The 26,579-nt window shown below is 44.9% G+C and carries 24 protein-coding genes and 1 other annotated feature; of the genes, 15 read left to right on the top strand and 9 right to left on the bottom strand.

Annotated elements, in window-relative coordinates; all coding sequences use genetic code 11:
- Window positions 1-179: 179 nt before the first annotated feature.
- Together LI015_RS24355 and LI015_RS24350 are read left to right on the top strand one after the other, a co-directional pair.
- The gene (locus tag LI015_RS24355; RefSeq protein WP_227126536.1) at window positions 180-1,928 is read left to right on the top strand and encodes an argininosuccinate lyase; all 1,749 of its coding nucleotides are present in this window, start codon (window positions 180-182) and stop codon (window positions 1,926-1,928) included.
- Window positions 1,929-2,051: 123 nt separating this feature from the next.
- Window positions 2,052-3,065, top strand: coding sequence for a choline-binding protein (locus tag LI015_RS24350; protein ID WP_227126535.1), 1,014 nt, complete (start codon window positions 2,052-2,054; stop codon window positions 3,063-3,065).
- Between the two features lie 365 nt (window positions 3,066-3,430).
- Here LI015_RS24350 and tnpC read toward each other — a convergent pair whose 3' ends face one another.
- The 8 genes from tnpC to LI015_RS24305 form a co-directional block, all read right to left on the bottom strand.
- Window positions 3,431-5,065, bottom strand: a complete 1,635-nt coding sequence (gene tnpC, locus LI015_RS24345) for an IS66 family transposase (protein ID WP_227126534.1) — start codon at window positions 5,063-5,065, stop codon at window positions 3,431-3,433.
- 291 nt (window positions 5,066-5,356) lie between these two features.
- A complete protein-coding gene (tnpB, locus tag LI015_RS24340; RefSeq protein ID WP_227126533.1) occupies window positions 5,357-5,701 on the bottom strand; it encodes an IS66 family insertion sequence element accessory protein TnpB in 345 nt (114 codons plus the stop codon).
- A 2-nt stretch (window positions 5,702-5,703) separates the two neighbouring features.
- The gene (gene tnpA / locus LI015_RS24335; protein WP_227126532.1) at window positions 5,704-6,117 is read right to left on the bottom strand and encodes an IS66 family insertion sequence element accessory protein TnpA; all 414 of its coding nucleotides are present in this window, start codon (window positions 6,115-6,117) and stop codon (window positions 5,704-5,706) included.
- Between the two features lie 594 nt (window positions 6,118-6,711).
- The gene (locus LI015_RS24325) at window positions 6,712-7,266 is read right to left on the bottom strand and encodes an IS66 family transposase (RefSeq protein ID WP_227126531.1); all 555 of its coding nucleotides are present in this window, start codon (window positions 7,264-7,266) and stop codon (window positions 6,712-6,714) included.
- A gap of 42 nt (window positions 7,267-7,308) precedes the next feature.
- Window positions 7,309-7,578, bottom strand: coding sequence for a hypothetical protein (locus LI015_RS24320; protein WP_227126530.1), 270 nt, complete (start codon window positions 7,576-7,578; stop codon window positions 7,309-7,311).
- A 275-nt stretch (window positions 7,579-7,853) separates the two neighbouring features.
- Window positions 7,854-8,162 (bottom strand): hypothetical protein, encoded by a 309-nt coding sequence (locus LI015_RS24315; protein ID WP_227126529.1) that lies wholly within the window; start codon window positions 8,160-8,162, stop codon window positions 7,854-7,856.
- Window positions 8,163-8,631: 469 nt separating this feature from the next.
- A complete protein-coding gene (locus LI015_RS24310; protein WP_227126528.1) occupies window positions 8,632-9,786 on the bottom strand; it encodes a choline-binding protein in 1,155 nt (384 codons plus the stop codon).
- 147 nt (window positions 9,787-9,933) lie between these two features.
- Window positions 9,934-11,736 carry a hypothetical protein gene (locus LI015_RS24305; protein WP_227126561.1) on the bottom strand — a complete coding sequence of 601 codons (1,803 nt, stop codon included), beginning with the start codon at window positions 11,734-11,736 and terminating at the stop codon, window positions 9,934-9,936.
- A gap of 599 nt (window positions 11,737-12,335) precedes the next feature.
- On the opposite strand from LI015_RS24305, the gene LI015_RS24300 reads away from it, so the two are divergent.
- The 10 genes from LI015_RS24300 to rplL all read left to right on the top strand — a co-directional run bounded on the left by LI015_RS24300 (window position 12,336) and on the right by rplL (window position 20,494).
- The gene (locus LI015_RS24300) at window positions 12,336-13,379 is read left to right on the top strand and encodes a rod shape-determining protein (RefSeq protein ID WP_002566632.1); all 1,044 of its coding nucleotides are present in this window, start codon (window positions 12,336-12,338) and stop codon (window positions 13,377-13,379) included.
- Between the two features lie 84 nt (window positions 13,380-13,463).
- Window positions 13,464-15,755, top strand: a complete 2,292-nt coding sequence (gene recD2, locus LI015_RS24295) for an SF1B family DNA helicase RecD2 (protein ID WP_227126527.1) — start codon at window positions 13,464-13,466, stop codon at window positions 15,753-15,755.
- On the top strand, window positions 15,730-16,503 hold the full coding sequence (locus tag LI015_RS24290) for a ComF family protein (protein WP_002572800.1): 774 nt from the start codon (window positions 15,730-15,732) through the stop codon (window positions 16,501-16,503). Before recD2 ends, LI015_RS24290 begins: the two co-directional genes overlap by 26 nt.
- A 148-nt stretch (window positions 16,504-16,651) precedes the next feature.
- On the top strand, window positions 16,652-16,801 hold the full coding sequence (rpmG, locus tag LI015_RS24285; RefSeq protein WP_007038517.1) for a 50S ribosomal protein L33: 150 nt from the start codon (window positions 16,652-16,654) through the stop codon (window positions 16,799-16,801).
- A gap of 26 nt (window positions 16,802-16,827) precedes the next feature.
- On the top strand, window positions 16,828-17,088 hold the full coding sequence (secE, locus tag LI015_RS24280; protein WP_002566635.1) for a preprotein translocase subunit SecE: 261 nt from the start codon (window positions 16,828-16,830) through the stop codon (window positions 17,086-17,088).
- A 56-nt stretch (window positions 17,089-17,144) separates the two neighbouring features.
- A complete protein-coding gene (nusG, locus tag LI015_RS24275) occupies window positions 17,145-17,663 on the top strand; it encodes a transcription termination/antitermination protein NusG (RefSeq protein WP_002566636.1) in 519 nt (172 codons plus the stop codon).
- 97 nt (window positions 17,664-17,760) lie between these two features.
- Window positions 17,761-18,186 carry a 50S ribosomal protein L11 gene (gene rplK, locus LI015_RS24270; RefSeq protein WP_002566637.1) on the top strand — a complete coding sequence of 142 codons (426 nt, stop codon included), beginning with the start codon at window positions 17,761-17,763 and terminating at the stop codon, window positions 18,184-18,186.
- 159 nt (window positions 18,187-18,345) lie between these two features.
- Complete coding sequence (rplA, locus tag LI015_RS24265) at window positions 18,346-19,041, top strand: 50S ribosomal protein L1 (protein ID WP_002566638.1); 696 nt, start codon at window positions 18,346-18,348, stop codon at window positions 19,039-19,041.
- A 146-nt stretch (window positions 19,042-19,187) separates the two neighbouring features.
- Window positions 19,188-19,335, top strand: a sequence feature (ribosomal protein L10 leader region).
- A gap of 185 nt (window positions 19,336-19,520) precedes the next feature.
- Window positions 19,521-20,021: a 50S ribosomal protein L10 gene (gene rplJ / locus LI015_RS24260; protein ID WP_002566639.1), complete on the top strand. Its 501-nt coding sequence runs from the start codon at window positions 19,521-19,523 to the stop codon at window positions 20,019-20,021.
- A gap of 98 nt (window positions 20,022-20,119) precedes the next feature.
- Window positions 20,120-20,494, top strand: coding sequence for a 50S ribosomal protein L7/L12 (rplL, locus tag LI015_RS24255; RefSeq protein WP_002566640.1), 375 nt, complete (start codon window positions 20,120-20,122; stop codon window positions 20,492-20,494).
- A 275-nt stretch (window positions 20,495-20,769) separates the two neighbouring features.
- Here the strand turns inward: rplL and LI015_RS24250 are convergent, their stop codons facing one another.
- Window positions 20,770-21,285 (bottom strand): hypothetical protein, encoded by a 516-nt coding sequence (locus tag LI015_RS24250; protein WP_227126526.1) that lies wholly within the window; start codon window positions 21,283-21,285, stop codon window positions 20,770-20,772.
- 382 nt (window positions 21,286-21,667) lie between these two features.
- On the opposite strand from LI015_RS24250, the gene LI015_RS24245 reads away from it, so the two are divergent.
- The 3 genes from LI015_RS24245 to LI015_RS24235 all read left to right on the top strand — a co-directional run bounded on the left by LI015_RS24245 (window position 21,668) and on the right by LI015_RS24235 (window position 26,472).
- Window positions 21,668-23,008, top strand: coding sequence for a tagaturonate reductase (locus LI015_RS24245; protein ID WP_227126525.1), 1,341 nt, complete (start codon window positions 21,668-21,670; stop codon window positions 23,006-23,008).
- Between the two features lie 461 nt (window positions 23,009-23,469).
- Window positions 23,470-25,371: a cell wall-binding repeat protein gene (locus LI015_RS24240; RefSeq protein ID WP_002566643.1), complete on the top strand. Its 1,902-nt coding sequence runs from the start codon at window positions 23,470-23,472 to the stop codon at window positions 25,369-25,371.
- A gap of 132 nt (window positions 25,372-25,503) precedes the next feature.
- Window positions 25,504-26,472, top strand: coding sequence for a hypothetical protein (locus tag LI015_RS24235; protein ID WP_002566644.1), 969 nt, complete (start codon window positions 25,504-25,506; stop codon window positions 26,470-26,472).
- Window positions 26,473-26,579 lie beyond the last annotated feature (107 nt).

Below are 26,579 nucleotides of genomic sequence, written 5' to 3'. Positions count from 1 at the left end.
ATCTTTTATTAATGCTCCTTCTAACTTTTGGTTTTACCAATAATTGCATTTCTCCCTACTCTATAGTTCCTTAGAGCTTATCTTGTAATAATTTTCCTTATCCGAAGTATAATCAACTCGTAATGCAAAAAAGGAATTTCAAAAAGTATTTCAAAAAGAAAAAGGAGAGTGCATTAATTATGAGAAAGCAGACAAAGTTAGTTGCTGTATTATCAACAGCAGCACTGCTCGCTATTGGTGCATCCATGACTTCTTTCGCAGCTACAGGATGGGCTGAGGAAGACGGTACTTGGGTATATTACAACAGAGACGGCGAGAGAGCAACCGATCAGTGGAAGAAATCCGGTAACAACTGGTACTGGTTAGATAGCGACGGCGAAATGGCTATTGATCAGCTGATTGAAGACGGCGACAACTATTATTATGTAGACATCAACGGTGTTATGGCAGCTAACCAGTGGGTAGCTATCGACAACGAGGATGCTGGACAGGATGATGAGCCAGATCATTACTGGTACTATTTCCAGGCTAATGGTAAGGCTTTAAAGAATGGCGATAATTCAAAGGTGGCTTTAAAGACCGTTAATGGTAAGAAATATGCTTTTGATGATGAAGGCCGTATGTTATTTGGTTGGGTATCTGCTGATAATGCAGAGCGTATTGATAACACTGATGGTGATGGCTTCAAAGAGGGTGATTACTACTTCGGCGGCGAAGATGATGGTGCTATGACCGTTGGTTGGTTACAGATGGATATCACATATGATGAAGCCACTTCTGATTATGAGATTGCACCTGTATTCAACGATGATGAGGATCAGACCCGTTGGTTCTATTTCAAGTCCAATGGTAAGAAAGTCAAAGCTGAGAATGGTGATACACAGAAGAGCAAAACCATTAATGGTAAAAAGTATGAATTTGATCAGTATGGTGCAATGACAGCAGAGTGGTCTCTGGATGTTGATACTGCATCTACGAGCGGGCTTAGAGGCGACAATGCTACTGCTACTCATAGCGTATCTGCTCAGTATGCTAAGCAGTGGAGATATTTCCAGGATGTCGAGAATGGTGCTCGTGTAAGCAAGGGCTGGTTCAAGGTAGTATCTGCTGAATATCTGAACTATGATAAATACAATGATGATGAGGATGCATGGTACTATGCAGATGGTAGCGGTAATCTGTATGCAGGCCAGTTCAAGACTATCAAGGGTAAGAAATATGCTTTCAGAAATGATGGTCGTATGATTGATGGTTTGAAGTTCATTCAGATGGATAGTGCAAATAACATTACTGGTGTGATTGCAGATGATCATGATACTAATCCATTTGATACAGAAGATGACTTCAATAAGAACTCTATTTATTGGAGCGATTTAGGCTATAGATGTTACTACTTCGGTGGCGGCGATGACGGTGCTATGAGAACCAATAAGACCACTATTGATATTGATGGTGACAGGTTCAGCTTCTACTTTGAGAAGTCTGGCGGACACAAGGGCGCTGGACTTACTGGAGAGAAGGATGATAAGTTCTATCAGTCTGGTAAACTTATTACAGCTGGCAAAGACGAAAAATATCAGGTTGTCAAGAGAACTGATAAATCCACCAATACTACTGCTGCTAGCAAATATACCTACAGCAAGTTAGATGATGTTAAGGAGTTCCTTGATACTATTACTAGTGCTAAGTATGCATCTGGTGTAAACGATGCAAATCTTGCTAAGTTAAAGGATCTTGGCGTAAATAAGAAAGCAGATGATTTAAATGAGCTTTATATCATCGATGATTCCATAAGCTCTAATGACTACTTCCTTGTAAATACGTCTGGCAAAGTAATTGATACCAAGTCAAAGAACAAAGAAGGCAATGACTACATTTATGTAGTTAAGAAGGGTGGCAAGATTGCTGCTATCTATGCGGAGAATTAATTGCAGAGTAATTAGATTTTAAATATTAAGGGGGAAAGCGTTGCGGCTGATTGATAACAAGATTAGTCTCAACGCTTTTTTCATATATAAAAATTGTACTAATAATAAATGCGGAGGTATTCTATGATTAAAAAGAAATGGATGGCGTTATGGATGGCGCTTGCATTAATATCAGTGACTCCTGTTATATCCTTTGCTGATACGGGGAACGAGTCTTCGACTACTGTAATGGAAAGTTGTGGGGCCTATTTATTTGAATGGCGCCCAGTAGACTGTGGTAATGGTCACTATTTTGCTATATTGGTAGGAGGAAACACCATTGCCGAAAGGAATGTCATTCTTAATCGAGGATATGACTTTGCGTATACTTTTGATCCGATGACTTATCCAAGGTCTTGGGGTGAAGCGCCTGCTTTGGTCAATGTTGATGGAGTTTGGGCAATCCCGGAAAATTGGTCTTCCTTACCGGAGGGAACTCAACCAACACTACAAATTGTGCTAGTAACAAATAATAAAAAACTTCCTGATAGAGAACGTTATATTGATGTTGTTTATCTCCCTAGCAATGTAGATAAATCTACATTACCTCCAGAAGTAAAGAAATATCTTATTAATGTAGATGGTACAGACGCTGGAGCATATGAGGGGACAGAGACCTCCGGCTGGGTCTTAAGGGAAGACGGAAGATATCAATACAGAAAGCCTGACGGTAGTTATGTTAGTAATAGTTGGCTTAATGTAGAAGATGAATTATATTATATGGATAGTGAAGGCTATATGTTATTTGATACAATAACTCCAGATGGCTCATATGTTAATGCCAGCGGCGCAAAGCAGAAATATATGCCGGGCTGGTTTCAAAATGAAAGAGGTTGGAAATATGTTTTGAAGAATGGTTATTTTGCTGCCTCTACATGGATTCAGGATACAGACGGAAAATGGTATTATTTTGATATGGGTGGATATATGAAAACAGATTATGATACGCCTGATGGATATCATGTAGGACCTGATGGTGTATGGGATGGAAATGCCACTACCCAAGTTGTTGATACTATGAAGCTTGGTCCTGGCGCACAGGTAAAAGATGAAGAAAATGATTCTAATGTTAACAATAACGCATCTAATGAGACTTAAAACACAGAAGCATTATTAAGCTTAACATAGAATATCCTCATTTTAAAGGTCATATGCTAAATGTCGAAAGAAGTGTCGTACAATGACATGAAAACATTTTAAGGAAAAGCAGTAGTGTAAAATAGTTTGTGTTTTTGGAAGAAAATGGCTCCTTTTTGGTAAGAACTCAGATATGATAATTCTTATCGAAAAGGAGCATTTTTTGTAAACAATCCATAGGTATTTACCGTTTTTATGAAAGTGGCAAAGAAACAAATTCGACAGATTATTTCAGGAACTAATATTTCCAATGTAAGCGCCAAGTGTTAGGATATCCCAACACGACCACCCTGACATCACGTAATGATGCCAGGGTAGCGAGCGTTTTACTCTAATTTTTTGTTACATTCTATCCTCGCCTTCTCATTCCACGGCACAAGATCTTTGAGTTCTGCATCGGTGGTGTCCGTTCCTGGGCGGCTGTCGAGCAGGTATTTTAGGTAGTTGTATGGGTGAAGGCCGTAGGCTTTTGCCATCTCTACCATGGTATAAACTACCATACTCGCGTTGGCATCTTCCGGGCTGTCACTGAACAGCCAGTTCTTTCGGCCCAATGTCACCAGGCGGAGGGAATTCTCCGATGGGTTGTTACTCAAGCTGCAGCGTCCGTCTTCGAGGTAAGTCATCAAAGTGTCCTTTCGATTTCGGATATATGTTACTGCCCGATCCATGCGGCTCCCCTTTTCTGGATACTGGCCATCGAGCCAGCGCATGAAGCCTTCCACAACCGGCTTTGCATCCTTCTGGCGGCGTTTGTATACTTGGGCATAGGACAGCCCTTTTTCCTTATAGCTTCGTTCGTATTCAAACAGCTTGTTGCAGTAAAGGACTCCCTGTACTGCCGGATGGCTGTAGTCTTTCTCATGGCCCTTCGGGATGGCTTCCATCAGGTATCTCCGTATGTGGGCGTAACAGCAGCAGCGGCGTATCTTCTTCAACCGGTTATAACCACTGTAAGCATCCACCATAACATAGGAACCTTCATCGATCCCATCCAGAAAGTCCGCTGCATTTCTCCCGGCTCTGGTTTCTGTATAATGATATAAGATGATGGGAGGGAGCCGGTCCTCTCCGGTACGCATCAGCCAGACATAAGACTTGCTCTGTGGCCGCCGGTCAGGTTCTTTCAGGACCTGGATCGGTGTTTCGTCAGCCATCAGGAAGTGTCTTTTTAACAGTTCCCGATGAAAGTAATCATATACGGGCTTCAGATGGTTCTGGGCGCAGGTGATGATCCAATTCGCCATGGTCGTTCTGCTGATACTGACTCCAAGAAGTTCAAATCCCTTCTCCTGCCGGTACAGAGGAAGCGCGTCTGCATATTTTTCATACATGATATGTGATACGAGGGAGGCAGAAGCGTATCCGCCAGGGATAAGTGCTGGGCTCCCTTCGTCTTTTATGAACTGCGGGTCCTCCGTGTCTTTACATGCCGGACACCCATAGGTGGTGGCAATGTACACAATACGCTCCAGCTTTGCTCTGGTATAACGGAGTTCTGTCCGTATCTCTTCATGACCGTTCGGGACCATGCCGGCCCCACACTCAGGGCACTGCTTTCCTTCTTCGGATAACGTATTTACTTCTTCATAGTGGATTGAAAGATTTGCAAACATCTCATCATAGTTCGCTTTCGGCTTACGTTCCCGTTGGCTGGTCTTTATTTCAATGAGCTCCGGCAATGGTTCCTCCTCGAAACCGGATTGGGAGAAAAGGCTTAGCTGGCCCGGCAGCTCACTGCGCCGTTCACTGGAACTGCCAAATAACTTCTGCTTGAAGTATTCAAGCTGCGCCTGCAGGTTTGAAATAATCCGGTCCTTTTCATCGTCCTTTGCATTGCGGTCTTCGAGCAGCTTCTGCAAAGATGTAATCCGGTCATTCTGGGTACGGATCGTTATATTTAATTGTGAGATCGTATCCTTCAGCTCCCTGAACTGGATATCCTTTGTACCAGATGCCATGAGTGTCCGCTCCTTTGTTTTATTACTGGTATTTTACCAGAAAACGGAGAAAAAAGCGAATCAGTCCTGGCTGCGCTTTCGTCATAATGACGGTGGATAAACGATCCGGATATTAGGTAAAAGCAGGATAAACCACGATATTTACTGCCACAGACACCTCAAAATACCATGAGATTCGATGAAACAGTTATCACGCCGAAGTTATCCCTCTCTGTTGAAAAAGCAAAGCGGTTATCCACACGTTCAGCCGAAATGCCGACGGAAAATTCCGGCAATTTCACGATGGATTTTTTAATTGGTCTGGATTGCTTTGGGCTGTTCAATATCCAGTCCACTGAGCAGCCAATCCAGCTGACGCCGGGTAATTGCCTGGGCTTCGGAACTTTTCCGTGGCCAGCGGTACCGGCCCTGTGTAACGCTCAGCCTTTTATAAAGGAGAACACATCCATCTGTTTCATGGAGCAGGACCTTGATCCGGTCACATCGTTTCCCACAGAACAGGAACAGGGATGACTGGTCTGGATTCATGGGAAGCTTGTCCCGGATCATGCTGCAGAGACCATCGATGGATTTACGCATATCGGTTGTGCCGCACACGATATAAATGTTGTCCGCCACGGAGATATCACCTAGCATACCTAGCCTCCCATAAGGCTGAGGATATGTTCCAGTATGGCAGGATCCGCACCATTGGCAATACGGAATGTCGCACCGCCAAGCGATATTTCTATCCTTGCAGATAGTTCTGAGATTCTGGATGGATTGCCTAACGCTGGCTGAACTGGAAACATGGATTCCGGCCTTTCTGCCTTTGGATTGAAATTGAAACGAACCACATTCTGCGCCGGAGATGGTGCTGGTTCTACTTTGGAAATGGATTCAGGAATCTCACAGCAGGCTTCCTTTCTGAGTCTGCTGACCCAGTTGTAAAAGGTTCCAGGATGAATCCCATGTTCCTTACACCACTGAAAATCGGTGAGACCGCTGCTCCTGCATTCCATGATCAGCTGGTATTGCATGTCAGCTGGTACTCTGACATTGTAACTGGACATTTTTCAACGCCTCCATAAATATGTAGTGAAGTGCTCGCATCTGACAATGGGATATATTGTATTCCAGAGTAAAATGCTTGCATCTGGCTGTCTACTATTATGGAGCATTTGGTAGCAAAGCGCCAGCCACCCTAATACTTGGCGATTACTTTCCAATGTTGCAGATGTCTATTTCCTTCTCAAAGGTAGTTATAGGCATCCGTCAGAAACCCATAGAAGCAGAACTGAATGTTTTCTTGGATATGCAAGGAATCAGAAAGAGAATCTCATTATAGATAATAAACGCAACAGATATTCCCCAAAGAATCTCAAGAGCTAGTATGGGGAGTTTAAGACAAAACTGATTCCCCAATATTAGAGTGACATTTTCAGAATTGAGATATCGGCAGAGATGGTCAGCAAAATTACAGATAAGATTCTTCCACGGGAGGAGGAGTTGCAGTCCCGCCTGCTGATTCCGATTTATCCTCTCTCGGTGGTAGCTACACCTATGTAGACTTTTACCACTGAGCACATGCATACCCGTCATACTAGAATCAGGGCGAGATTTGTAACAGTTCAGCCTATCGGCTGAACAGATGGGTTTAGCACCGGCTAAAAAATAGCTGGTGTGCCCATGAATAGATATTTTATATTTTCCAGCATCGCCATCTCTCTTCTTTTCAACGTTTCTATGATACTTAGAATCGAGCAGTACATTTCATTCCCACTGGATTTGCGGAATCCTCCTTCCATCTTTTGGCGGTTCTTCGCTTTGCGCAGATCCCGTTCGCTCGTATTGTTGTCAAACGGTACCCCAAAATCATTTAGAAACATCAGATGGTTTTGACGATACTTTTCCATTCGGTTCAGAAGCGTCTGTTCCTCCTTTTTGGCGTAACTGTGCTTCGTCTCCACGTTTTGCTTTCTCCCCTTGCGGATTAACTCCTGATACCTCTCCTCGAATCCGGCTCTCTCTTTAGCCGAAAATGCTTCCAGTCCCTGAGCAATCTGATGGTTCCGTTCCCGGTTCGCACTGCATAGCAGGCTTACCATCTCCCCGGACCATGAATGGTTGGTGTCCTCCGTGTTCTTCTTTAGATAGCGGAGGAGGTGGACATTACACTCCGTATGCCCCGTCCCGAAATGGTAGAGGGCCGTTTCGGTCATGGACCAGGACTCCCGTGAATTCTCTGAGAAATGGCAGGTTTTTCATCGACTGTATTGTTCTTTCATTGCATGATAGACGATCGTGTTCCCCACACTGAAATTCTGGATGTAGTTCTGCTTCCCGTTTACGCTTACAACCGTCGCATCGGTTAATACAACCTTCTGGTTCAGCAGCCTTTCTTCCAGATGGACAAGGCTCTCCTGCGCCCGTTTCGAAAAGCCATTACAGAAGCGGTAGACGCTTCCGTCAGAAAGGCCAAGCTGCCCATGACCGGCCGCATTCAGGAAGGCAGCGATCTGGTCATTGGGCATCACCCCTTCACTGTACAGTTCTACCGACAGCGCTTTTACGTTCGGGCCATAGGTGACATCACTGCGGTATTCAGGCGGAACGTGGAATCACCTGGCTTCATTTGCGTAGATATGGAGTTCCGTGATGAGCGGAGCCACATCCAGATCGATAACATATTTAGTAAGAAAACCTTCGGCGAGGGAATTCTGATTTCTTTTATCACATGACGGCAGTTTCCTGACTTTATCTTTTCTTCCGCCTCCGCCTTGGTGAGTGTGGTTCCTTTATGACCCTTTTATCCGCCGGATTTACGCCCGGTTTTCTCACGCCCGTTATAGGTGTTGACGGGGCGGCTTCCCTTCGGAACGCTGGAAGGTGGCAGGGAGGTAATGGAACTGTCGTGATTCAGAATACTTTTAAGGCGTGCGTTATCATCACGCAGCAACTGGTTTTCCTGTGTAAGGCCATCGATTTTTTGATTCAGGTGTTCTACATCTTCTCTATGCTCGTCTTTTTCGGTGTGGAGGTCGCGTTCTACCACATCCAGCCGTGCCATCACTTCCATGAGTTGGTTATACATGCCTTTTTCATAATTACCACCCATACCAGCGCCTCCTTCTCTTGCTTCCTATGATAGAAAGTATAACAGAAAACAAGGGAAAAAGCGAATTCCGGGATGAGTGGTGTTCGTCAAAATGACGGTGGATAACTTTGAGCGATTGGGCGTATCCGGGGAATGAATGAGCGGAAAAATCTGAGAAGCAGACGCCGGGGCAGTGGTTATCCCCGGCCGCTGTCTGGAAGGAAATTCTATCTCCCGAAACGTTCATGGCTTGCCTGTGGTGGTGGATAAGTAATTAGCAAGAATCTAAAAAATTCATCATATTTGCACTGACTTTTTTTGTTCTAAGTGTTTAATGGAATAACATTTAGAGTGTTTCGTTCAGCTGGTAGGCTGAACTGTTACTGAGATTTTTATAAATCTCACGCCAACCATTGACTAAGAGTCATTTTTTTGATAACACAAATTAGATTACTCTACAAAATGTAGTTGGTACGTATGTAATTATATTTTATTCAGTTTCAGTCCATACACCATCTTCACCAACATAGTATCCATCTGATGTAGTTTGATTTCTAACCATCAGAGAAGATTCGTCAAAATAATACCATTTTCCATCAGTATCCTGGACCCAGGCGTTAGTGATATAACTCCCGTCCTTTTGACGATATCTCCAAGTATCCCCAGAAGCTTCCCATCCTTCCGCAGGTGTATCTAATATTTCTCCTGGTCCCGGGTTTGCCTGATTTTCAATGCTTGAGGCATTTCCATCCCATACACCATTTGCATCCACATAAAAACCATCTGGTGTAACAGAATCTGTATCCATATATGCAGCAATATCAAAATAATACCATTTTCCATCAGTGTCTTGGACCCAAGTAGATGCCGCATAATATCCGTTCTTCATTACATAACGCCATTTACTACCATCTTGAACCCAGCCAGGGTAATAACTGACTTTCTCCCCGTGCGGATTCACATAAATTCCATCGGGTGTAATTGTGTCAGCAAGCATAATACCGTCACTATTCATATAATATGATTTCTCGTCCACTCTTATCCAGCTATTTGTTACAAATGCTCCATTGGGTGTCTGATATTTCCACTTGTCTCCTTCCTGGACCCAGCCAGCCACGTTGGTGCCATCGTAAGCACCCGCATCTGATCCATCTACGTTGATAAGATATTTACGCACGTCATCAGGCAGAGCGGATTTGTCTACTCCCTCAGGAAGATGAACTACATCAATATAACGTTCATTAGTAGGCATATTTTTATTGTTTGTCACAAGGGTTATTCGTGTGGCTGGCTGAATCCCCTCTGGTAGAATTGACTCATTTTCCGGAATTCCCCATATACCGTTAATATTTACTAAGTCCGGCACTGTACCCCAAGGCCTTGGATAGGTTAAAGAGTTGAATGTATATGCATAGTCATAGCCTCGATTCAATATCACATTGTGTTCTGCAATGGTATTCCCCCCTACCAATATTGCAAAGGCTCTTCCGTTTCCACAGTCAACCGGACGCCACTCAAAAAGATAGGCACCGCAATTTTCCATAGTGATTGTATTCTCAGTGGTATCTGCCAATGCAGATAAAGGGGAAGAAATTACAAGGGATGCTGCCAGACTCAATATAACAAAGATTGATTTTTTACTCATAAGACTGGATTCCTTTCTTTAATATATAATAATCTTATGCCATTGTGAAGGATGACAAAAAGAGAAGCATTGTGGCTAACTGTAATTCAATCAGTCACAACGCTTCCCCCTTAAATCATATTAACAATTTATAACTTTACAAAGTTATTAGTCCTCAACATATACAGCTACGATGCAATTTGTGCCATTAGACTTCTTTTCGGTAACGTAGTAGTAATCATTACCATCCTTACTCTTGCTCTTTCCATCAATTACTTTACCAGAAGTATTTACAAGAAGGTATTCATAAGTAACACCATTCACAGCACCCTTATAGTTGATTGAGTAGGCCTCAGATAAATCCTCTGCCTTCTTGGTATTGTTGTTACCAATAGATACAGGATCCTTATCAGCCTTGCCAGCTAATTCATCATTAAATGTAATACCATCAGCAGACAGGAAGTCTTTAGCGTCATCCAGCTTAGTATAAGTTGTATAAGTCTTACCAGAAGTATTTGTCTGAGTAACTTTTTCAACAACAATGTACTTATCATCGGAATCAGCTTTCAGCAACATACCGGACTGATACAGCTTGTCATCCTTCTCTCCGGTTACACCTGCACCCTTTTTGCCACCAGATTTTTCGAAGTAGAAGTTATGGTTATCACCATCAATCTCGACGGTTGTCTTATTGGTTCTCATAGCACCATCATCACCACCACCAAAGTAGTAACACTTATAACCGTTTGGCTCATAGTAAGTAGCTGCACTCTGAAGGAAATCATCCTCATTATCGAATGGATAGGTTCCGTCATCATCAGCCTTTACAGTGAGATGCCCATTTCCATCATCTAAGATGAACTTCAAGCCATCAATCATACGGCCATCATCACGGAAAGCATACTTTTTACCCTTGATGGTCTTGAATTCACCTGCATACAGGTTACCACTGCCATCTGCATAATACCAAGCATCCTCATCATCATTGTATTTCTCTTCATTCAAGTATTCAGCAGAAACTACCTTGAACCAACCCTTGCTTACACGGGAACCATCCTCAACATTATTGAAGTATTTCCATGCCTGGCTGTACTTGGAGTCAGCTGCTTTACCAACAATGACATCGCTAGAAGTAGCAATTGCAGAACTAAAAGATGCAACACTTCCGCCTGGAAGATCGTCTTCATCAATAGACCACTCAGCTACCATTGCACCATACTCATCAAATGCATACTTCTTTCCATTAATGGTCTTATCTTTTGTGCGGTCGCCATTCTCAGCATAAATTTTCTTACCATTAGATTTGAAATAAAACCAACGCGTCTGATCCTCGTCGTCATTGAAAGCAGCTGCAGTATACTTATAGTCATCGTTTGTTGCTTCGTCATAAGTGATATCAAGCTGTAACCATCCGACGGTCATAGCACCATCATCTTCGCCACCAAAGTAATACATGCCTTCTTTGAAGCCGTCTCCATCAGCATCATCAACACGCTCAGCGCTGTCATCATCTACCCATCCAAATAGCATCTTGCCCTCGTCATCGAAAGCATACTTTTTGCCATTGATGGTCTTTAAAGAGACCTTATCATTGTCGCCATTGGTTAAAGCTTTACCATTAGCCTGGAAATAGTACCAGTAATGGTCTGGTTCACCATCTTCTCCTGAATCCTCATTGTCAATAGCTACCCACTGGTTAGCTGCCATAACACCATTGATGTCTACATAATAATAGTTGTCGCCGTCTTCAATCAGCTGATCAATAGCCATTTCGCCGTCGCTATCTAACCAGTACCAGTTGTTACCGGATTTCTTCCACTGATCGGTTGCTCTCTCGCCGTCTCTGTTGTAATATACCCAAGTACCGTCTTCCTCAGCCCATCCTGTAGCTGCGAAAGAAGTCATGGATGCACCAATAGCGAGCAGTGCTGCTGTTGATAATACAGCAACTAACTTTGTCTGCTTTCTCATAATTAATGCACTCTCCTTTTTCTTTTTGAAATACTTTTTGAAATTCCTTTTTTGCATTACGAGTTGATTATACTTCGGATAAGGAAAAGTATAGACGGTCTTTGGCCATGGACCTATACGGCAAAAAAGAACCGGCATCCGCAAATACGGTGCCGGTTCTTTTTCTGCTTTTTTCTGCATGGCTTATCGCCTGCGTGGGAATGGTAGGTATATAAAAAAAGAAAATGTTATAGGGGGGCCGGACGGATTACTCCGTCCGGTATGAGTATGAAAAAGCTTTGTGATTTCAAGTAATCACTTGAAACAAAGGCCTCGTCCACCTCTCGGTGAACTTGTTATTATAATAAGCAATAATTGTGACGAAAATATGTCCTTGGCATGAAAAAAACATAAAGAAAATAAAAAAGAAAAAAACCCTTTGAAAACTTTACAATATTGTATATAATAGAAGCAATGCATAGAAGTAATGCAATGCAACCATTTATATTTTAAGCGATTGATGCGGTCTGTTCCGGCGTTTGGTCCCCACAGGGGACAAGCATGGAGGCCACCAGTGTGTGCTTCCGGTCCGGCTCAGTTAGCGAGGAGGAACTATCTATATGTTTTCGATGATGTCCAATGATATTGGAATTGACTTAGGAACTGCCAGCATCCTTGTATATATCAAGGGTAAAGGCGTTGTGTTAAAAGAACCGTCCGTTGTGGCCATTGACCGCGATACCAACAAAATCATGGCCATCGGTGAGGAAGCACGTCTTATGATTGGACGTACCCCGGGCAATATTGTTGCTGTCCGTCCTCTGCGCCAGGGCGTTATTTCAGATTATACCATTACAGAGAAGATGCTTAAATACTTCATCAGCAAGGCAGTGGGCAAGAAAACACTGCGCAAGCCCAGAATCAGCGTATGTATCCCCAGCGGAGCCACAGAGGTTGAGAAAAAGGCAGTGGAGGACGCCACCTACCAGGCAGGCGCCAGAGAAGTGGCTATTATCGAGGAGCCGGTTGCTGCGGCCATCGGCGCCGGTATTGATATCGGAAAGGCCTGCGGTAATATGATTGTGGATATCGGAGGCGGTACAGCCGACATTGCGGTCATTTCCCTGGGGGGCCCGGTTGTCAGCACATCCATCAAGATTGCAGGCGATGACTTTGACGAGGCACTGGTGCGCTATATGAGGAAGAAGCACAACCTTCTGATTGGCGAGCGCACGGCTGAGGAGATAAAGATTAACATCGGAGCAGCATACCGCAGGCCGGAAGTCCTGACCATGGAAGTCAGAGGACGCAACCTGGTGACCGGTCTTCCAAAGACCATCGTGGTTACCTCAGACGAGACGCTGGAGGCACTCAGGGAGCCTGCTCTGCAGATTGTGGATGCTGTCCACAATGTATTGGAGCGCACCCCGCCGGAGCTGGCAGCCGATATTTTTGACAGAGGCATCGTGATGACAGGAGGAGGTTCCCTGCTCAGCGGCCTGGATGCCCTGATTGAGGAAAAGACGGGCATTACGACCATGATTGCAGAGGACCCGCTGACTGCAGTGGCCATCGGTACCGGCAAGTTTATAGAGTTTGCCCATGGCATGAACATGGCTATGGAGGCATCCATGGGAGTAGGCGGCGGAAGAGAAGATTACTAAAAATCAGAACCCGGCACAGCGTGATGGACTGGAGTATTCCGGACATGCCCTGGCACCGGGTTCTTTTAACCTTTTGATGAAACGATGGCGACAATAACAGGATTTATAGAGCGGATTAAGTTCCGCAACGAAGAAAACGGCTATACAGTAATGAGCGTCACGGATCAGAGCGACGGGGAAGAAGTCATCATGGTAGGCAATCTGGCTTATGCGGCAGAAGGCGACATGATAGAAGCCAGCGGCCATATGACCCAGCACCCGGTGTATGGAGAGCAGCTTCAGATAGAAAGCTATGAGATGAAAACACCCCAGGATGAACTGTCCATGGAACGCTATCTTGGCTCCGGTGCCATCAAAGGCATCGGGGCCGCTTTGGCTGCCCGAATCGTGCGCCATTTCAAGGCAGACACCTTCCGGATCATGGAGGAGGAGCCGGAGCGCCTGTCCGAGGTAAAGGGTGTCAGTGAGAAAATGGCCATGGCCATAGCTGAGCAGGTGGAGGACAAAAAGGATATGCGCCAGGCCATGATGTTCCTTCAGAATTACGGCATTACCATGAACCTGGCGGCCAAGATATACCAGGAGTACGGTCCCACGTTATACGGGATTATCCGGGAAAATCCCTACCGTCTGGCAGATGATATTCCGGGGGTGGGCTTTAAGATGGCTGACGAGATAGCCGAGCGGGTGGGAATCTTTACGGATTCCGATTACCGCATTAAGGCCGGTATTCTGTACACCCTTCTCCAGGCTACTGCCAACGGCCATACCTATCTTCCCCAGACCGAACTGTTTGCCCAGGCATCTGAGCTTTTAAAGGTAGAGCCGTCTGCCATGGAGAAGCATCTGATGGATATGCAGATAGACCGCAAGGTGGTGGTAAAGCCGTCTGCCCAGGGCCCACTGGTCTACTCCTCCCATTACTATTATCTGGAGCTCAATGCAGCCCGTATGCTGCATGACCTGAACATTAAGGGAGACATTCCACAGGCCGAAATCAAGGCCAATCTCCTAAAGATACAGCAGCAGGAGTCCATACACCTGGATGAACTGCAGGAAAAGGCAGTATACGAAGCCGTAAACAGCGGACTGTTAGTTATCACCGGAGGCCCCGGTACCGGTAAGACAACCACCATCAATACAATCATCCGGTACTTTGAGATGGAGGGGATGGAAATACTTCTGGCAGCGCCCACGGGCCGGGCGGCCAAGCGGATGACGGAGGCAACAGGATATGAGGCCAGGACCATCCACCGCATGCTGGAACTGGTCCCGGTGGGAATGCCCGGCAATGACGCCCCTGTGATCCCCGGCGCGCCAAGGTCTGGAAAGGGAGCCCAGAGCATGGGAATGCATTTTGACAGAAATGAAGAAAATCCTCTGGATGCCGATGTCATCATTATAGATGAAATGTCCATGGTGGACATCAGCCTTATGCATTCCCTGCTGCGGGCAGTAAACGTGGGCACCCGGCTTATCCTGGTGGGGGATGTGGACCAGCTCCCCAGCGTGGGTCCGGGGAATGTACTGCGGGATATTATCGAGTCCGGCAGCTTTAATGTGGTAAAGCTGACCCACATCTTCCGCCAGGCCGCCCAAAGCGATATAGTAGTCAATGCCCACAAAATCAATGCCGGAGAGCCGGTTGACCTGGCAAAACGCAGCCAGGATTTCCTCTTTATCCGAAGGGACAATCCGGATGCGGTCATAAGCGCGGTCATCACCCTGATCCAGAAGAAGCTGCCAGACTATGTACACGCCAATGCCTTTGATATCCAGGTCATGACGCCCATGCGAAAAGGCGCCCTGGGCGTGGAGCGTTTGAACCAGATCATGCAGAACTACCTGAATCCGCCGGATAAGTCCAAGAAGGAAAAAGAGTCAGGCGGAACCATTTACCGGGTAGGTGATAAAGTCATGCAGATAAAGAACAACTACCAGATGGAGTGGGAGGTCCGCAACAAGTACGGCATACCTGTGGACAAGGGAGCAGGAATCTTTAACGGCGACGTTGGAATCATCCGGGAGATCAATGATTTTGCGGAACTGCTCACCGTTGAATTCGATGAGGGCAAGATGATAGAGTACAGCTTCAAGCAGCTGGAGGAGCTGGAATTGGCCTATGCCATCACCATCCACAAGTCCCAGGGAAGCGAATACCCGGCAGTCATCATCCCCATGTACAATGGTCCCCGCATGCTTATGACACGCAATCTCATATACACGGCCGTGACCCGCGCCCGCTCATGCGTGTGTCTGGTGGGACAGCCGGACGCATTTTACACCATGGCGTCAAACTGTGTGGAGCAGAAACGGTATTCCGGGCTTAAAAGCAGAATCGGGGAGATATATGCGCAGCCGGATTCCATTGGCTGAGAAGGTACAGGAGAAAAAGCTGATGAAGATAATTCCACAAGGCATTGATTTTATGACAGATATTCTGTTTCCGCGCCGCTGTCCTGTATGCGGCGGTATTGTCCTGCCCAAAGGAGACCTCATATGTCCGGGCTGCATGACAAAGCTGTCATGGGTACGCCGCCCTGTCTGCAAGAAGTGCGGAAAGGAAGTTCTGGATGAGACTATCGAATACTGCTATGACTGTACCAGACATAAGCGCAGCTTTGATTATGGACTGAGCCTTATCAATTATGATGACACAGCCAGCCGTTCCATGGCCCGGATTAAGTATAATAATAGAAGGGAATATCTGGATTTCTACAGCGAGGCCATGGTCAGGAAAATGGGAAAACGCATCCGCTTCATGGACGGAGATGCCCTTATCCCTGTGCCGGTCCATCCGTCCCGGCGCCGGGAAAGAGGATTTAACCAGGCAGAGGAATTAGCCCGGCGCCTTTCCGGTCCCCTGGGAATTCCCGTAAATACTTCTATTCTGAAACGAACACGAAAGACAGCTCCCCAGAAATCCCTGGACTCCGGCGGCCGGTTAAAGAACCTGGAGCAGGCTTTCACGGCATCTGTCCTGCCCTCCGGTATAAAAAATATTATATTGGTGGACGATATCTATACCACGGGCAGTACCATTGAAGCGTGTACACGGGCTCTCAGAAAGGCCGGGGCAGAGCATGTATATTTTGTAACCATATTCATTGGCCATGGACAATGATGATTTTATGATATATCCCTTGACGTACGGACATTTCTATGGTATAGTAAACGGGCGAATGGAAGAGCTTAGGTCTTTTTTTTATGCTCAAAATTAAGTACCTGAGCGGCAAATGTTAACTACGATAATATAAGTGGAGGTGGAAGTCGTGCGCACAAAGATTACACTGGCATGTACAGAATGCAAACAACGCAATTACAACATGACTAAGGACAAGAAAACTCATCCGGACCGTATGGAAACAAAGAAGTACTGCAGATTCTGCAAGAAGCATACCATGCATAAGGAAACAAAGTAATCCTGCTCAGTAAAGGACGTGAAATTATGGAAGAGAATACAGTTAACGCTGTAGAAACCACAGAGAAAACGGCCAAGGCTGACAAGGTTGAGAAGAAGGCAGCTAAGAAGGACAAAAAGCCTAGCTTTTTTCACGGGCTGAAGAAAGAGTACAAGAAAATCGTCTTTGCTGACAAGGAAACCGTGGCAAAACAGACTGTGGCAGTGCTTTTCATGTCGATTGCGATTGGCGTGATGATTGCTGTCCTGGACTTCGTTATGAAGTTTGGTTTGAGCTTTATTCTTTAATTTAAGCAGACAAAAAGCAAACGAAAACGGATTGAAACAAAGGCGAGGGTGATTGTATGTCAGAAGCACATTGGTATGTAGTCCATACCTACTCAGGATATGAGAACAAAGTCAAGGTCGACATTGAGAAAACAATTGAAAACAGGAACCTTCAGGACCAGATCTTAGAGGTGTCCGTTCCTATGCTCCCTGTGGTTGAACTTAAAAACGGCGTGGAGAAAAAGGCGGACAAGAAGATGTTCCCGGGGTATGTACTCATCAACATGGTCATGAACGATGATACATGGTATGTAGTGCGTAATACCCGCGGTGTCACGGGCTTTGTAGGTCCGGGCTCCAAACCGGTTCCTCTGACAGAAGAAGAGATGGCCAGCCTGGGATTCCATAGAGAAGAAGATGTCTTAGTCGACTTTGAAGTAGGAGATATGGTAGTTGTTATCTCCGGTGCATGGAAGGATACTGTGGGGGCCATCAAGGCCATCAACGACAGTAAAAAGACCATTACCATGCACGTTGAGATGTTCGGCCGTGAAACACCGGTTGAACTTGGATTTGCCGAAGTCAAGAAGATGTAGGCGTCCGTTTGTAACACAAGGAATCAGCTTCTGTAGGGCAGGGGCTGGTGGGAGGGACATTCCCGACAATACCACATAATTTTAGGAGGTGCCTAAGATGGCAAAGAAAGTAACAGGATATATTAAATTACAGATTCCAGCTGGCAAAGCAACACCAGCACCACCAGTTGGACCAGCACTTGGTCAGCACGGTGTCAACATCGTTCAGTTTACCAAGGAATTCAACGCAAGGACAGCAGATCAGGGCGACATGATCATCCCTGTTGTCATTACCGTATATGCGGACAGAAGCTTCAGCTTCATCACCAAGACCCCGCCTGCAGCTGTTCTGATTAAGAAGGCCTGCAACATCAAGAGCGGTTCCGGTGTTCCTAACAAGACAAAGGTAGCTGTTCTTAAGAAGGCTGATCTTCAGAAGATTGCAGAGACTAAGATGCCAGACTTAAATGCTGCCAGCTTAGAGGCTGCCATGAGCATGGTTGCCGGCACTGCAAGAAGCATGGGCGTTACCATCGAGGAATAATTCCAAAGAATCATATCTGGGAATTATACCAAGGAATAATACAATTGGTGCATGAATCCGGAGACACCCGAGCAAGGTTTCCGGGTTGCTAAGGCATTTACCCGTTATATGAACGTGGGAGGGAGATTCCCCGTCAATACCACTAGGAGGTTATTTAGAATGAAATCAGGAAAAAGATATGCAGAGGCTATGAAAAACGTAGACCGTGCTGCACTTTATGACATTGCTGATGCTATCACATTAGTGAAGAAGAATGCATCCGCAAAATTTGATGAGACTGTAGAGCTTCATATCAGAACAGGATGTGACGGACGTCATGCTGACCAGCAGATTCGTGGCGCTGTTGTTCTTCCTCACGGAACAGGCAAGACTGTACGTATCTTAGTATTTGCAAAGGGACCAAAGGCCGACGAGGCTCAGGCAGCAGGTGCTGATTACGTAGGAGCAGAGGAACTGATCCCGAGGATTCAGAACGACGGCTGGCTGGATTTCGACGTTGTGGTAGCTACCCCTGATATGATGGGCGTTGTAGGCCGTCTGGGCCGTGTACTGGGACCCAAGGGCTTAATGCCAAACCCAAAGGCCGGAACCGTAACCATGGATGTTACCAAGGCTATCAACGACATCAAAGCTGGTAAGATTGAATACAGACTCGACAAGACAAACATTATTCACGTGCCAGTAGGAAAAGCTTCTTTTACAGAGGAGCAGTTAGCGGACAACTTCCAGACGCTTATTGATGCGATCATGAAGGCTAAGCCAAGCACCGTTAAGGGCGCATACCTTAAGAGCGTTGCCCTGACCTCTACCATGGGTCCTGGCGTTAAGCTGAACGTTGCAAAGCTTGTAAACTAATTGATTGCTATAATATAGTGCTATAAGCACAAAACCCCATTCATCAGAAGGTTTAGAGCCTTGATTTGAAGTTTTAAATCGAATGTTTTATTCTTGAGGTTTTAATTCTGAGTGGGGCTTGACATCATTCATACAATATGATATGATACCACAGTATTGAATGCCCTGAGACAGCAGGTACCGTAAGGTGTAAGGCGAAAACGCCTGCCGAGGAACATACAAAACTCTGATTATTTATGATGAGATTTTGCGAACCTCTCTGTCTTTACGGCGGAGAGGTTTTTTGTCCGGTCTTTGCAGCTGTTGTACCTGGTATATCTGCCGCTGTTGGCATATCCGCATACCCGGCACGTCCGGTATGTCCGGTGCGCCCAACATGCGTCGCCTGCCCGATACAGTAGTCTACGGTCCCGGATTATGAATCGTTCCCGTGCTATGACGGTTTTCAATGCGAAAATATATAAGGAGGTAAACCATTCATGGCAAAAGTTGAATTAAAACAGCCAGTCGTAGATGAGATCAAGGCTATGCTGGAAGGCGCTGCCGGTGCAGTCATTGTTGACTACCGCGGTCTGACAGTAGAGCAGGACACTCAGCTGCGTAAGCAGTTAAGGGAAGCTGGGGTTGCTTACAAGGTATACAAGAATACTTTGATTAAGCGTGCAGCAGAAGGAACAGATTTTGCAGCACTTGCACCACAGCTGGAAGGACCTACCGCATTAGCAGTTTCCAAAGAAGACGCTACTGCTCCGGCACGTATCTTAGCTAATTTCGCTAAGACAGCTCCAAAGCTGGAACTGAAGGCATCTGTAGTTGAAGGAACCTACTATGACCAGGCAGGAACCCAGGTTATCGCAACCATTCCTTCCAGAGAGGAACTTCTTGGCAAGCTGCTTGGAAGCATCCAGTCACCAATCACCAACCTGGCACGCGTACTCAATCAGATCGCAGAGCAGCAGGGTGGAGCCGCAGAGGCATAATTTTGTTGACAGAAAAAGGCTTATCTGCCCGGCAGCAAACAGGGGCCGGACAATATTGAAAAACACAATTATTAAATATTAAACAGGAGGAACATAAAATGGCAAAGTTAACAACCGCTGAGTTTATCGAAGCTATCAAGGAATTATCCGTATTAGAACTGAACGAATTAGTAAAAGCATGTGAGGAAGAGTTTGGCGTATCCGCAGCAGCAGGTGTTGTAGTTGCAGCAGCAGGCGCTGGCGCAGCAGCAGCTGAAGAGAAGACCGAATTTGATGTAGAGCTGACCGAGGTTGGTCCTAACAAGGTTAAGGTTATCAAGGTTGTACGTGAAGTTACCGGCTTAGGCCTGAAGGAAGCTAAGGACGTAGTTGACGGAGCTCCTAAGGTAGTTAAGCAGGGCGCTTCCAAGGAAGAGGCTGAGGATGTTAAGGCTAAATTAGAGGCTGAGGGCGCTAAGGTTACATTGAAGTAATTTTAGACCAGGGCTGATAGAATCGTATAATCGGAATTCATCGGAATTCAGTTGATAAAGCTGAGGATGACTTAGATGGAAAGACCGCTGCGCTGAGACGTGTGAGACATGTTGAGGCGGGGCGGTTTTTTGATGGAGAAGATTTACCGTATATGTTAAAAGAGCTATGTGCCTCCTAATCAACACATAGCTCTTTGTCCTTTTCCCTAAATCCTATTGGCACAGAAACCAACATATATCCTATTTGTATTTAAAAATACATTCAATTGGTGAGACTATTTAACATAAACCCCTTCATCATTGAGAGTATAACCGTCAATTGTGGTGCCCCTCTTCATGTCTCCGTTATTTCTGTCAAAATAGTACCACTTACCATCCAGCTCTACCCAGCCTTTTGCTGCTGCGCCGCTCTCGGTGAGATAGTATGTACGATGATTATACTCAAACCAGGTATCAGCCATCATCTTGCCGTCCTGTCCAACATAATACCAGTTATTTGTAATCGGAACCCAGCTGTTGGTTACCATTGCGCCCTGAGCGTTAACCCAGTACCAGCTGTTGTCATATTTAACCCATGACTGAATGGCCATTTCGCCATTATCCTTAAGCCAGAACAGATTATTGTCATTCTCTACCCACTGGTTACGTACTGAATTGCCGGCTTCATCATAATAATACCATTTGTTCTGTACATTAAGCCATCCGGTATTAGCTAAACTGGTGACTGCGGATGCCATTGCTAATGTAGCTGCTGCCATAATTGTTGCAAGTGCTTTTGTGTGCTTTCTCATACGTATTTCTCCTTTTGGTTCATAATTTTGTAAGAAAAAATATACTTTATATTTAATATAATAGTATGTTTTTGTAAGAAAGTCAATGTTATTAGGAAGATATTTACAAAACAAATTACAAGAACTAGTTTTATATAAGGGAAAATTGCAATATAAATCAGAACACAGAATTTGAAAATGAAAAATGCGATAAGATTGCAGAAGAGGCCAAAGTATATGCAGTAATAAAAAATAGATTACCTTAAATGTAAATACTTACAAAAAAGTCATTACACTATTGCAAATTAAGAATTTATGTTGTATATTAGTCTCAGAAATAAAAGAGAATAGTTGTAACTGAAAATGTAAGCACTTACAAAAAATATAGCTATGGAGGTAAAAAATGAGTACAGGTGTAAAAGAAACTGTGATTCAGTTTGGAGAAGGAGGATTTTTGCGTGGATTTGTAGACTATTTCTTTCACAAACTCCAGGAAAAAGGTTTATATGATGGTAAGATTGTAGTGGTTCAGCCGATTGAAAAAGGCATGTGTCAAATGCTCTCCGACCAGAACTGTGAATATAATCTGTTTCTCCGGGGAATTGATAATGGACAGGTGGTAAATGAGCATACACATGTAACTTCCATATCCAGAGCTTTGAATCCATACACTCAGTATGAAGAATATATAGTATTGGCGGAGAATCCAGACTTAAGAGTTCTTGTATCTAATACTACCGAGGCAGGAATTGAATATCTGGGAACAGAAAATCTGACTGATATGCCGCCCAAGTCATATCCGGCTAAACTTACTCAGTTCTTATATAAACGCTATAAAGCTGGTTTAAGGGGACTTATTCTGCTGCCCTGCGAATTGATTGATGATAACGGGGACAATCTTAAAAAGTGTGTTCTTCAGTATGCAAAATTATGGGAGCTGGAGGATGGATTTACAACCTGGCTGGAAGATGAAAATGATTTCTGCAGCACACTGGTAGACCGCATTGTAACTGGTTACCCAAGGGATGAGGTCGAGGAACTGACTAAGCAGATTGGCTATGAGGATAAGCTTATAGACACAGCAGAAATTTTTCACCTGTGGGTTATCGGCGGTCACCATGAAGATGAACTTCCATTCCAGAAAGCCGGCTACAATATTGTCTGGACCGATGACGTTCATCCATATAAAAAGAGAAAGGTACGTATTCTCAATGGAGGACATACTTCCATGGTATTGGGTGCGTATCTGTATGGACTTGAAACAGTTGGCGAATGTATGAAGGATGAGAAGGTTTCCGCATTCCTTAAAAAGTGTATATTTGAAGAAATCATTCCTACAATTGGAGATACAGAAGATAACCGTAAATTTGGAGCGGCTGTTCTGGAACGATTCTCTAATCCATTTATCAAGCACCAGCTGTTAAGCATTGCATTAAATTCCGTAAGCAAGTTCCAGGTAAGAGTTCTTCCTACTATTTTAGAGTACAAAGAAAAGTTCGGGAATTATCCAAAGGCCCTTACATTTTCTATGGCAGCACTAATCTCCTTCTACCGTACGGATAAAGCAAACGATGGGGATGAAATAATGCAGTTTATGAAAACTGCTTCTGTGGAAGAAATCATGAAGAGGGAGGATTATTGGCACGCTGATCTCTGTGAGATGATTCCCATGGTGAAGGAATACTATGAATTGATTCAGAGTAAGGGAATGGCCGAAGCTTATGGCGTTATATTAGGAATGTAAATTAAAATCAATTGCAGATATGGATTGATTGAATAAATAATTTAGAGTTATATAAGCGGGCATCACATCCAGACTAGTTCATGGAGGTGGTGCCCGTTCTTGATTTAAGCCGCAGAGATGAGCAAATTACAGAAGGTAGATTTTGCATGTATCGTGAAAACCTGCATCATGCATAGATATAAATACAATATTCAGGAGACATAACATCTTTGTAATAATTATGTAAGAAAATGCACAGGTAAAAGTTATGGTATTTTTCCGGAATTTATAATATACTAAGTGCGTGTGATGGAGCTGGTTAGCTTTTAACGGAATTGTCGATATTACATAATTTTAGTAGAATTTGCAAAAAATGCAAAAAAACTATTGATAATTTTCCTTATCCGAAGTATAATCAACTCGTAATGCAAAAAAGGAATTTCAAAAAGTATTTCAAAAAGAAAAAGGAGAGTGCATTAATTATGAGAAAGCAGACAAAGTTAGTTGCTGTATTATCAACAGCAGCACTGCTCGCTATTGGTGCATCCATGACTTCTTTCGCAGCTACAGGATGGGCTGAGGAAGACGGTACTTGGGTATATTACAACAGAGACGGCGAGAGAGCAACCGATCAGTGGAAGAAATCCGGTAACAACTGGTACTGGTTAGATAGCGACGGCGAAATGGCTATTGATCAGCTGATTGAAGACGGCGACAACTATTATTATGTAGACATCAACGGTGTTATGGCAGCTAACCAGTGGGTAGCTATCGACAACGAGGATGCAGGACAGGACGATGAGCCGGATCATTACTGGTATTATTTCCAGGCCAACGGCAAGGCATTGACTCAGGGCGATAATGACAAGGTTTCCCTGAAAACAGTCAACGGCAAAAAGTATGCTTTTGACGATGAAGGCAGGATGCTGTTCGGCTGGGTAGATGAAGACAGCGCTGAGCGCGTTGACGATACGGACGGCGACGGCTTTAAAGAAGGCACCTACTATTTCGGCGGCGAAGATGACGGCGCAATGACCGTTGGCTGGTTACAGCTCGATGTTACCTATGATGAGGCCACCAACGACGATTATAAGTATACCGCTCCTGTGTTTAATGATGATGAGGACCAGACACGTTGGTTCTACTTCAAGTCCAATGGTAAGAAAATTTATGCTGAAGACGGAGACCGCACAAAGGATAAGACCATCAACGGCAAGAAATATGCCTTTGACGAATACGGCGCAATGGTAGCTGAGTGGTCTCTGGACGAGGAAGATCTGCCAGGCAAGAGCCTTGCCTCCTACTCTGATGCTGTAGAATCCGGCGACGTTAATGCCGGAACAGCCAGCGCTTCCAATATCATAACCGGTAAGGCCTTTAATGCCAAGTACAGCGAGGCATGGAAATACTTCAACAGCGTTGACGACGGCGCCCGCGTAAGCAAGGGCTGGTTCAAGGTAGTTCCTGCTGAATATCTGAACGACGAGAAATACAATGATGATGAGGACTACTGGTACTACGCAGACGGCAGCGGCAATCTGTACGCCGGTGAGTTCAAGACCATCAAAGGCAAGAAGTATGCGTTCCGCAATGACGGCCGTATGATTGACGGACTGAAGTTCATCTATGAAGACAAGGATGCCCAGAGCCTGACTGTATGGGCTGATGACGATGATCCTTACAGATTTGACTCCGAGGACGACTTTGATGATAATGCTCCTCTCTATGAGGCTGCCGGATACTACTGCTACTACTTCGGCGACGGCGATGACGGTGCCATGAGGACTAATAAGAGCACAGTTGAGATTGATGGAGAAAACTTCAACTTCTACTTTGAGAAATCCGGCGGCAAGAAGGGTGCCGGCTTAACAGGCGAGAAGGATGATAAATTCTATCAGTCAGGCAAGCTGCTGAAGGCTGACAGTGATGATAAGTACTCTGTTGTCCAGAGACAGTTAGTGAAGAAAACAGATGGAACCATAAACAGCGAACTTGAGGTAGTTACCACTAAAGACAGCACTACCACTGAAGTTTACAATATGCTGGATGATGTTGATGAATTATTGTCCGTAACTAAAGATGCAGGTATTGAAATCTTAACCATTGACGACCTTAATTCATCTGCTTACTCAGGTAAGGCTGATTCTATTCTGAAGGCAGCAAACATTAACAAGGATTTGGAAGACCTGAGAGAGGTTTACATCTTCGGTACCAAGGACGAAAATGGCAACTTTAAGGCATCTGAGCTGAATACCAAGGATTACTTCCTGGTAAATACATCCGGTAAGGTACTTGACAGCAAGGGCAGACATAAAGACGGCAGCGATTACTACTACGCTCTGACCGGCAGCGGTAAGATCGCCGGTATCTATGTAGAGGATTAATCCAAACTGCGGTAAGCTGATGCTGCAGATTAATTAGTAATATAAGGGGGAAGCGTTATGACTGATTTAGTTGATTGTCATAACGCTTTCTTTTATTATCCAAATTCATAATGACAACAGGAGGACTCTATTTTGTTTAAAAAAATTGCAATATTGGGAATGGCCCTGATGTTAGGCCTCTCTTCTTCCACTGCTGCCTTTGCAGACCAGACAGAGACATCAACCACAACTATGGAGAACTGCGGGGCTTTTCTTTTTGAATGGAGGCCCGTGGACTGCGGCGACGGTCATTATTTTGCCATATTAGTAGGCGGAAATACTATAAGTGAAAGTGATGTCATCTTAAACAGAGGATATGATTACCCTTATACCTTTGACTATACGGTTCCGCGTCCATGGGGCGAGGTTCCCCAGTTAGTTAATATAGATGGTATCTGGGGTATCCCTGAAAACTGGGCCATCCTTCCGGAAGGAAGCCAGCCCACACTTCGCATCACGCTTGTTACAAATAATAACATACTCCCCACCAAGGAACGATACATTGATGTAGTCAGCCTGCCGCGGAATATTAATTCCAGGGACCTGCCGGCCGAAGTACGGAAATATTTAATCAATGTGGACGGTTCTGACGCCGGTGCCTATGACGGCACCACCACAGCCGGATGGGAAGAGGAAAACGGTTTATGGCGCTACCGGAAATCAGATAATACCTATGTCTCAAACACATGGCTTAAACTGGATGACAAACAATACTACATGAACGAACAGGGCATCATGCTGGCCGACACCATTACCCCCGACGGCTATTATGTAAATGCAAAGGGCGAGAAAACAGGTTACATACCCGGCTGGCTCCAGGACGGCGCAAGCTGGAAATATGTGAGGAAAAACGGATATTATGCAGCCAATCAATGGATTCAGGACACGGATGGAAAGTGGTACTATTTTGACATGGCGGCTGTCATGCTGGCGGATACCACTACTCCTGACGGCTATTATGTGGATGCCAGCGGTGTATGGGATGGCCAGCCCGCCTCTGCTGTCATAAACGGTGAAAATCCCGGTCCAGGAGTGGACACAGCTGCTCATACTGAAGAATAATCCTGCCTTTTCTACTGCGGCACTGATAAGCGGCAACCGGGGTACCATTTTGGGGCTCTTTGTCAATAGTTGGGGTGGGATTTGTTAAAATCCCGCCCCAATTCTAT

The organism is Enterocloster sp. 210928-DFI.2.20 (genome assembly GCF_020554465.1).
In the GTDB taxonomy this organism is placed as follows: Bacteria; Bacillota; Clostridia; order Lachnospirales; family Lachnospiraceae; genus Enterocloster; species Enterocloster bolteae.
The sequence above is the reverse complement of the archived record's forward strand: the minus strand, read 5'-3'. Positions and strand labels throughout refer to the sequence as shown.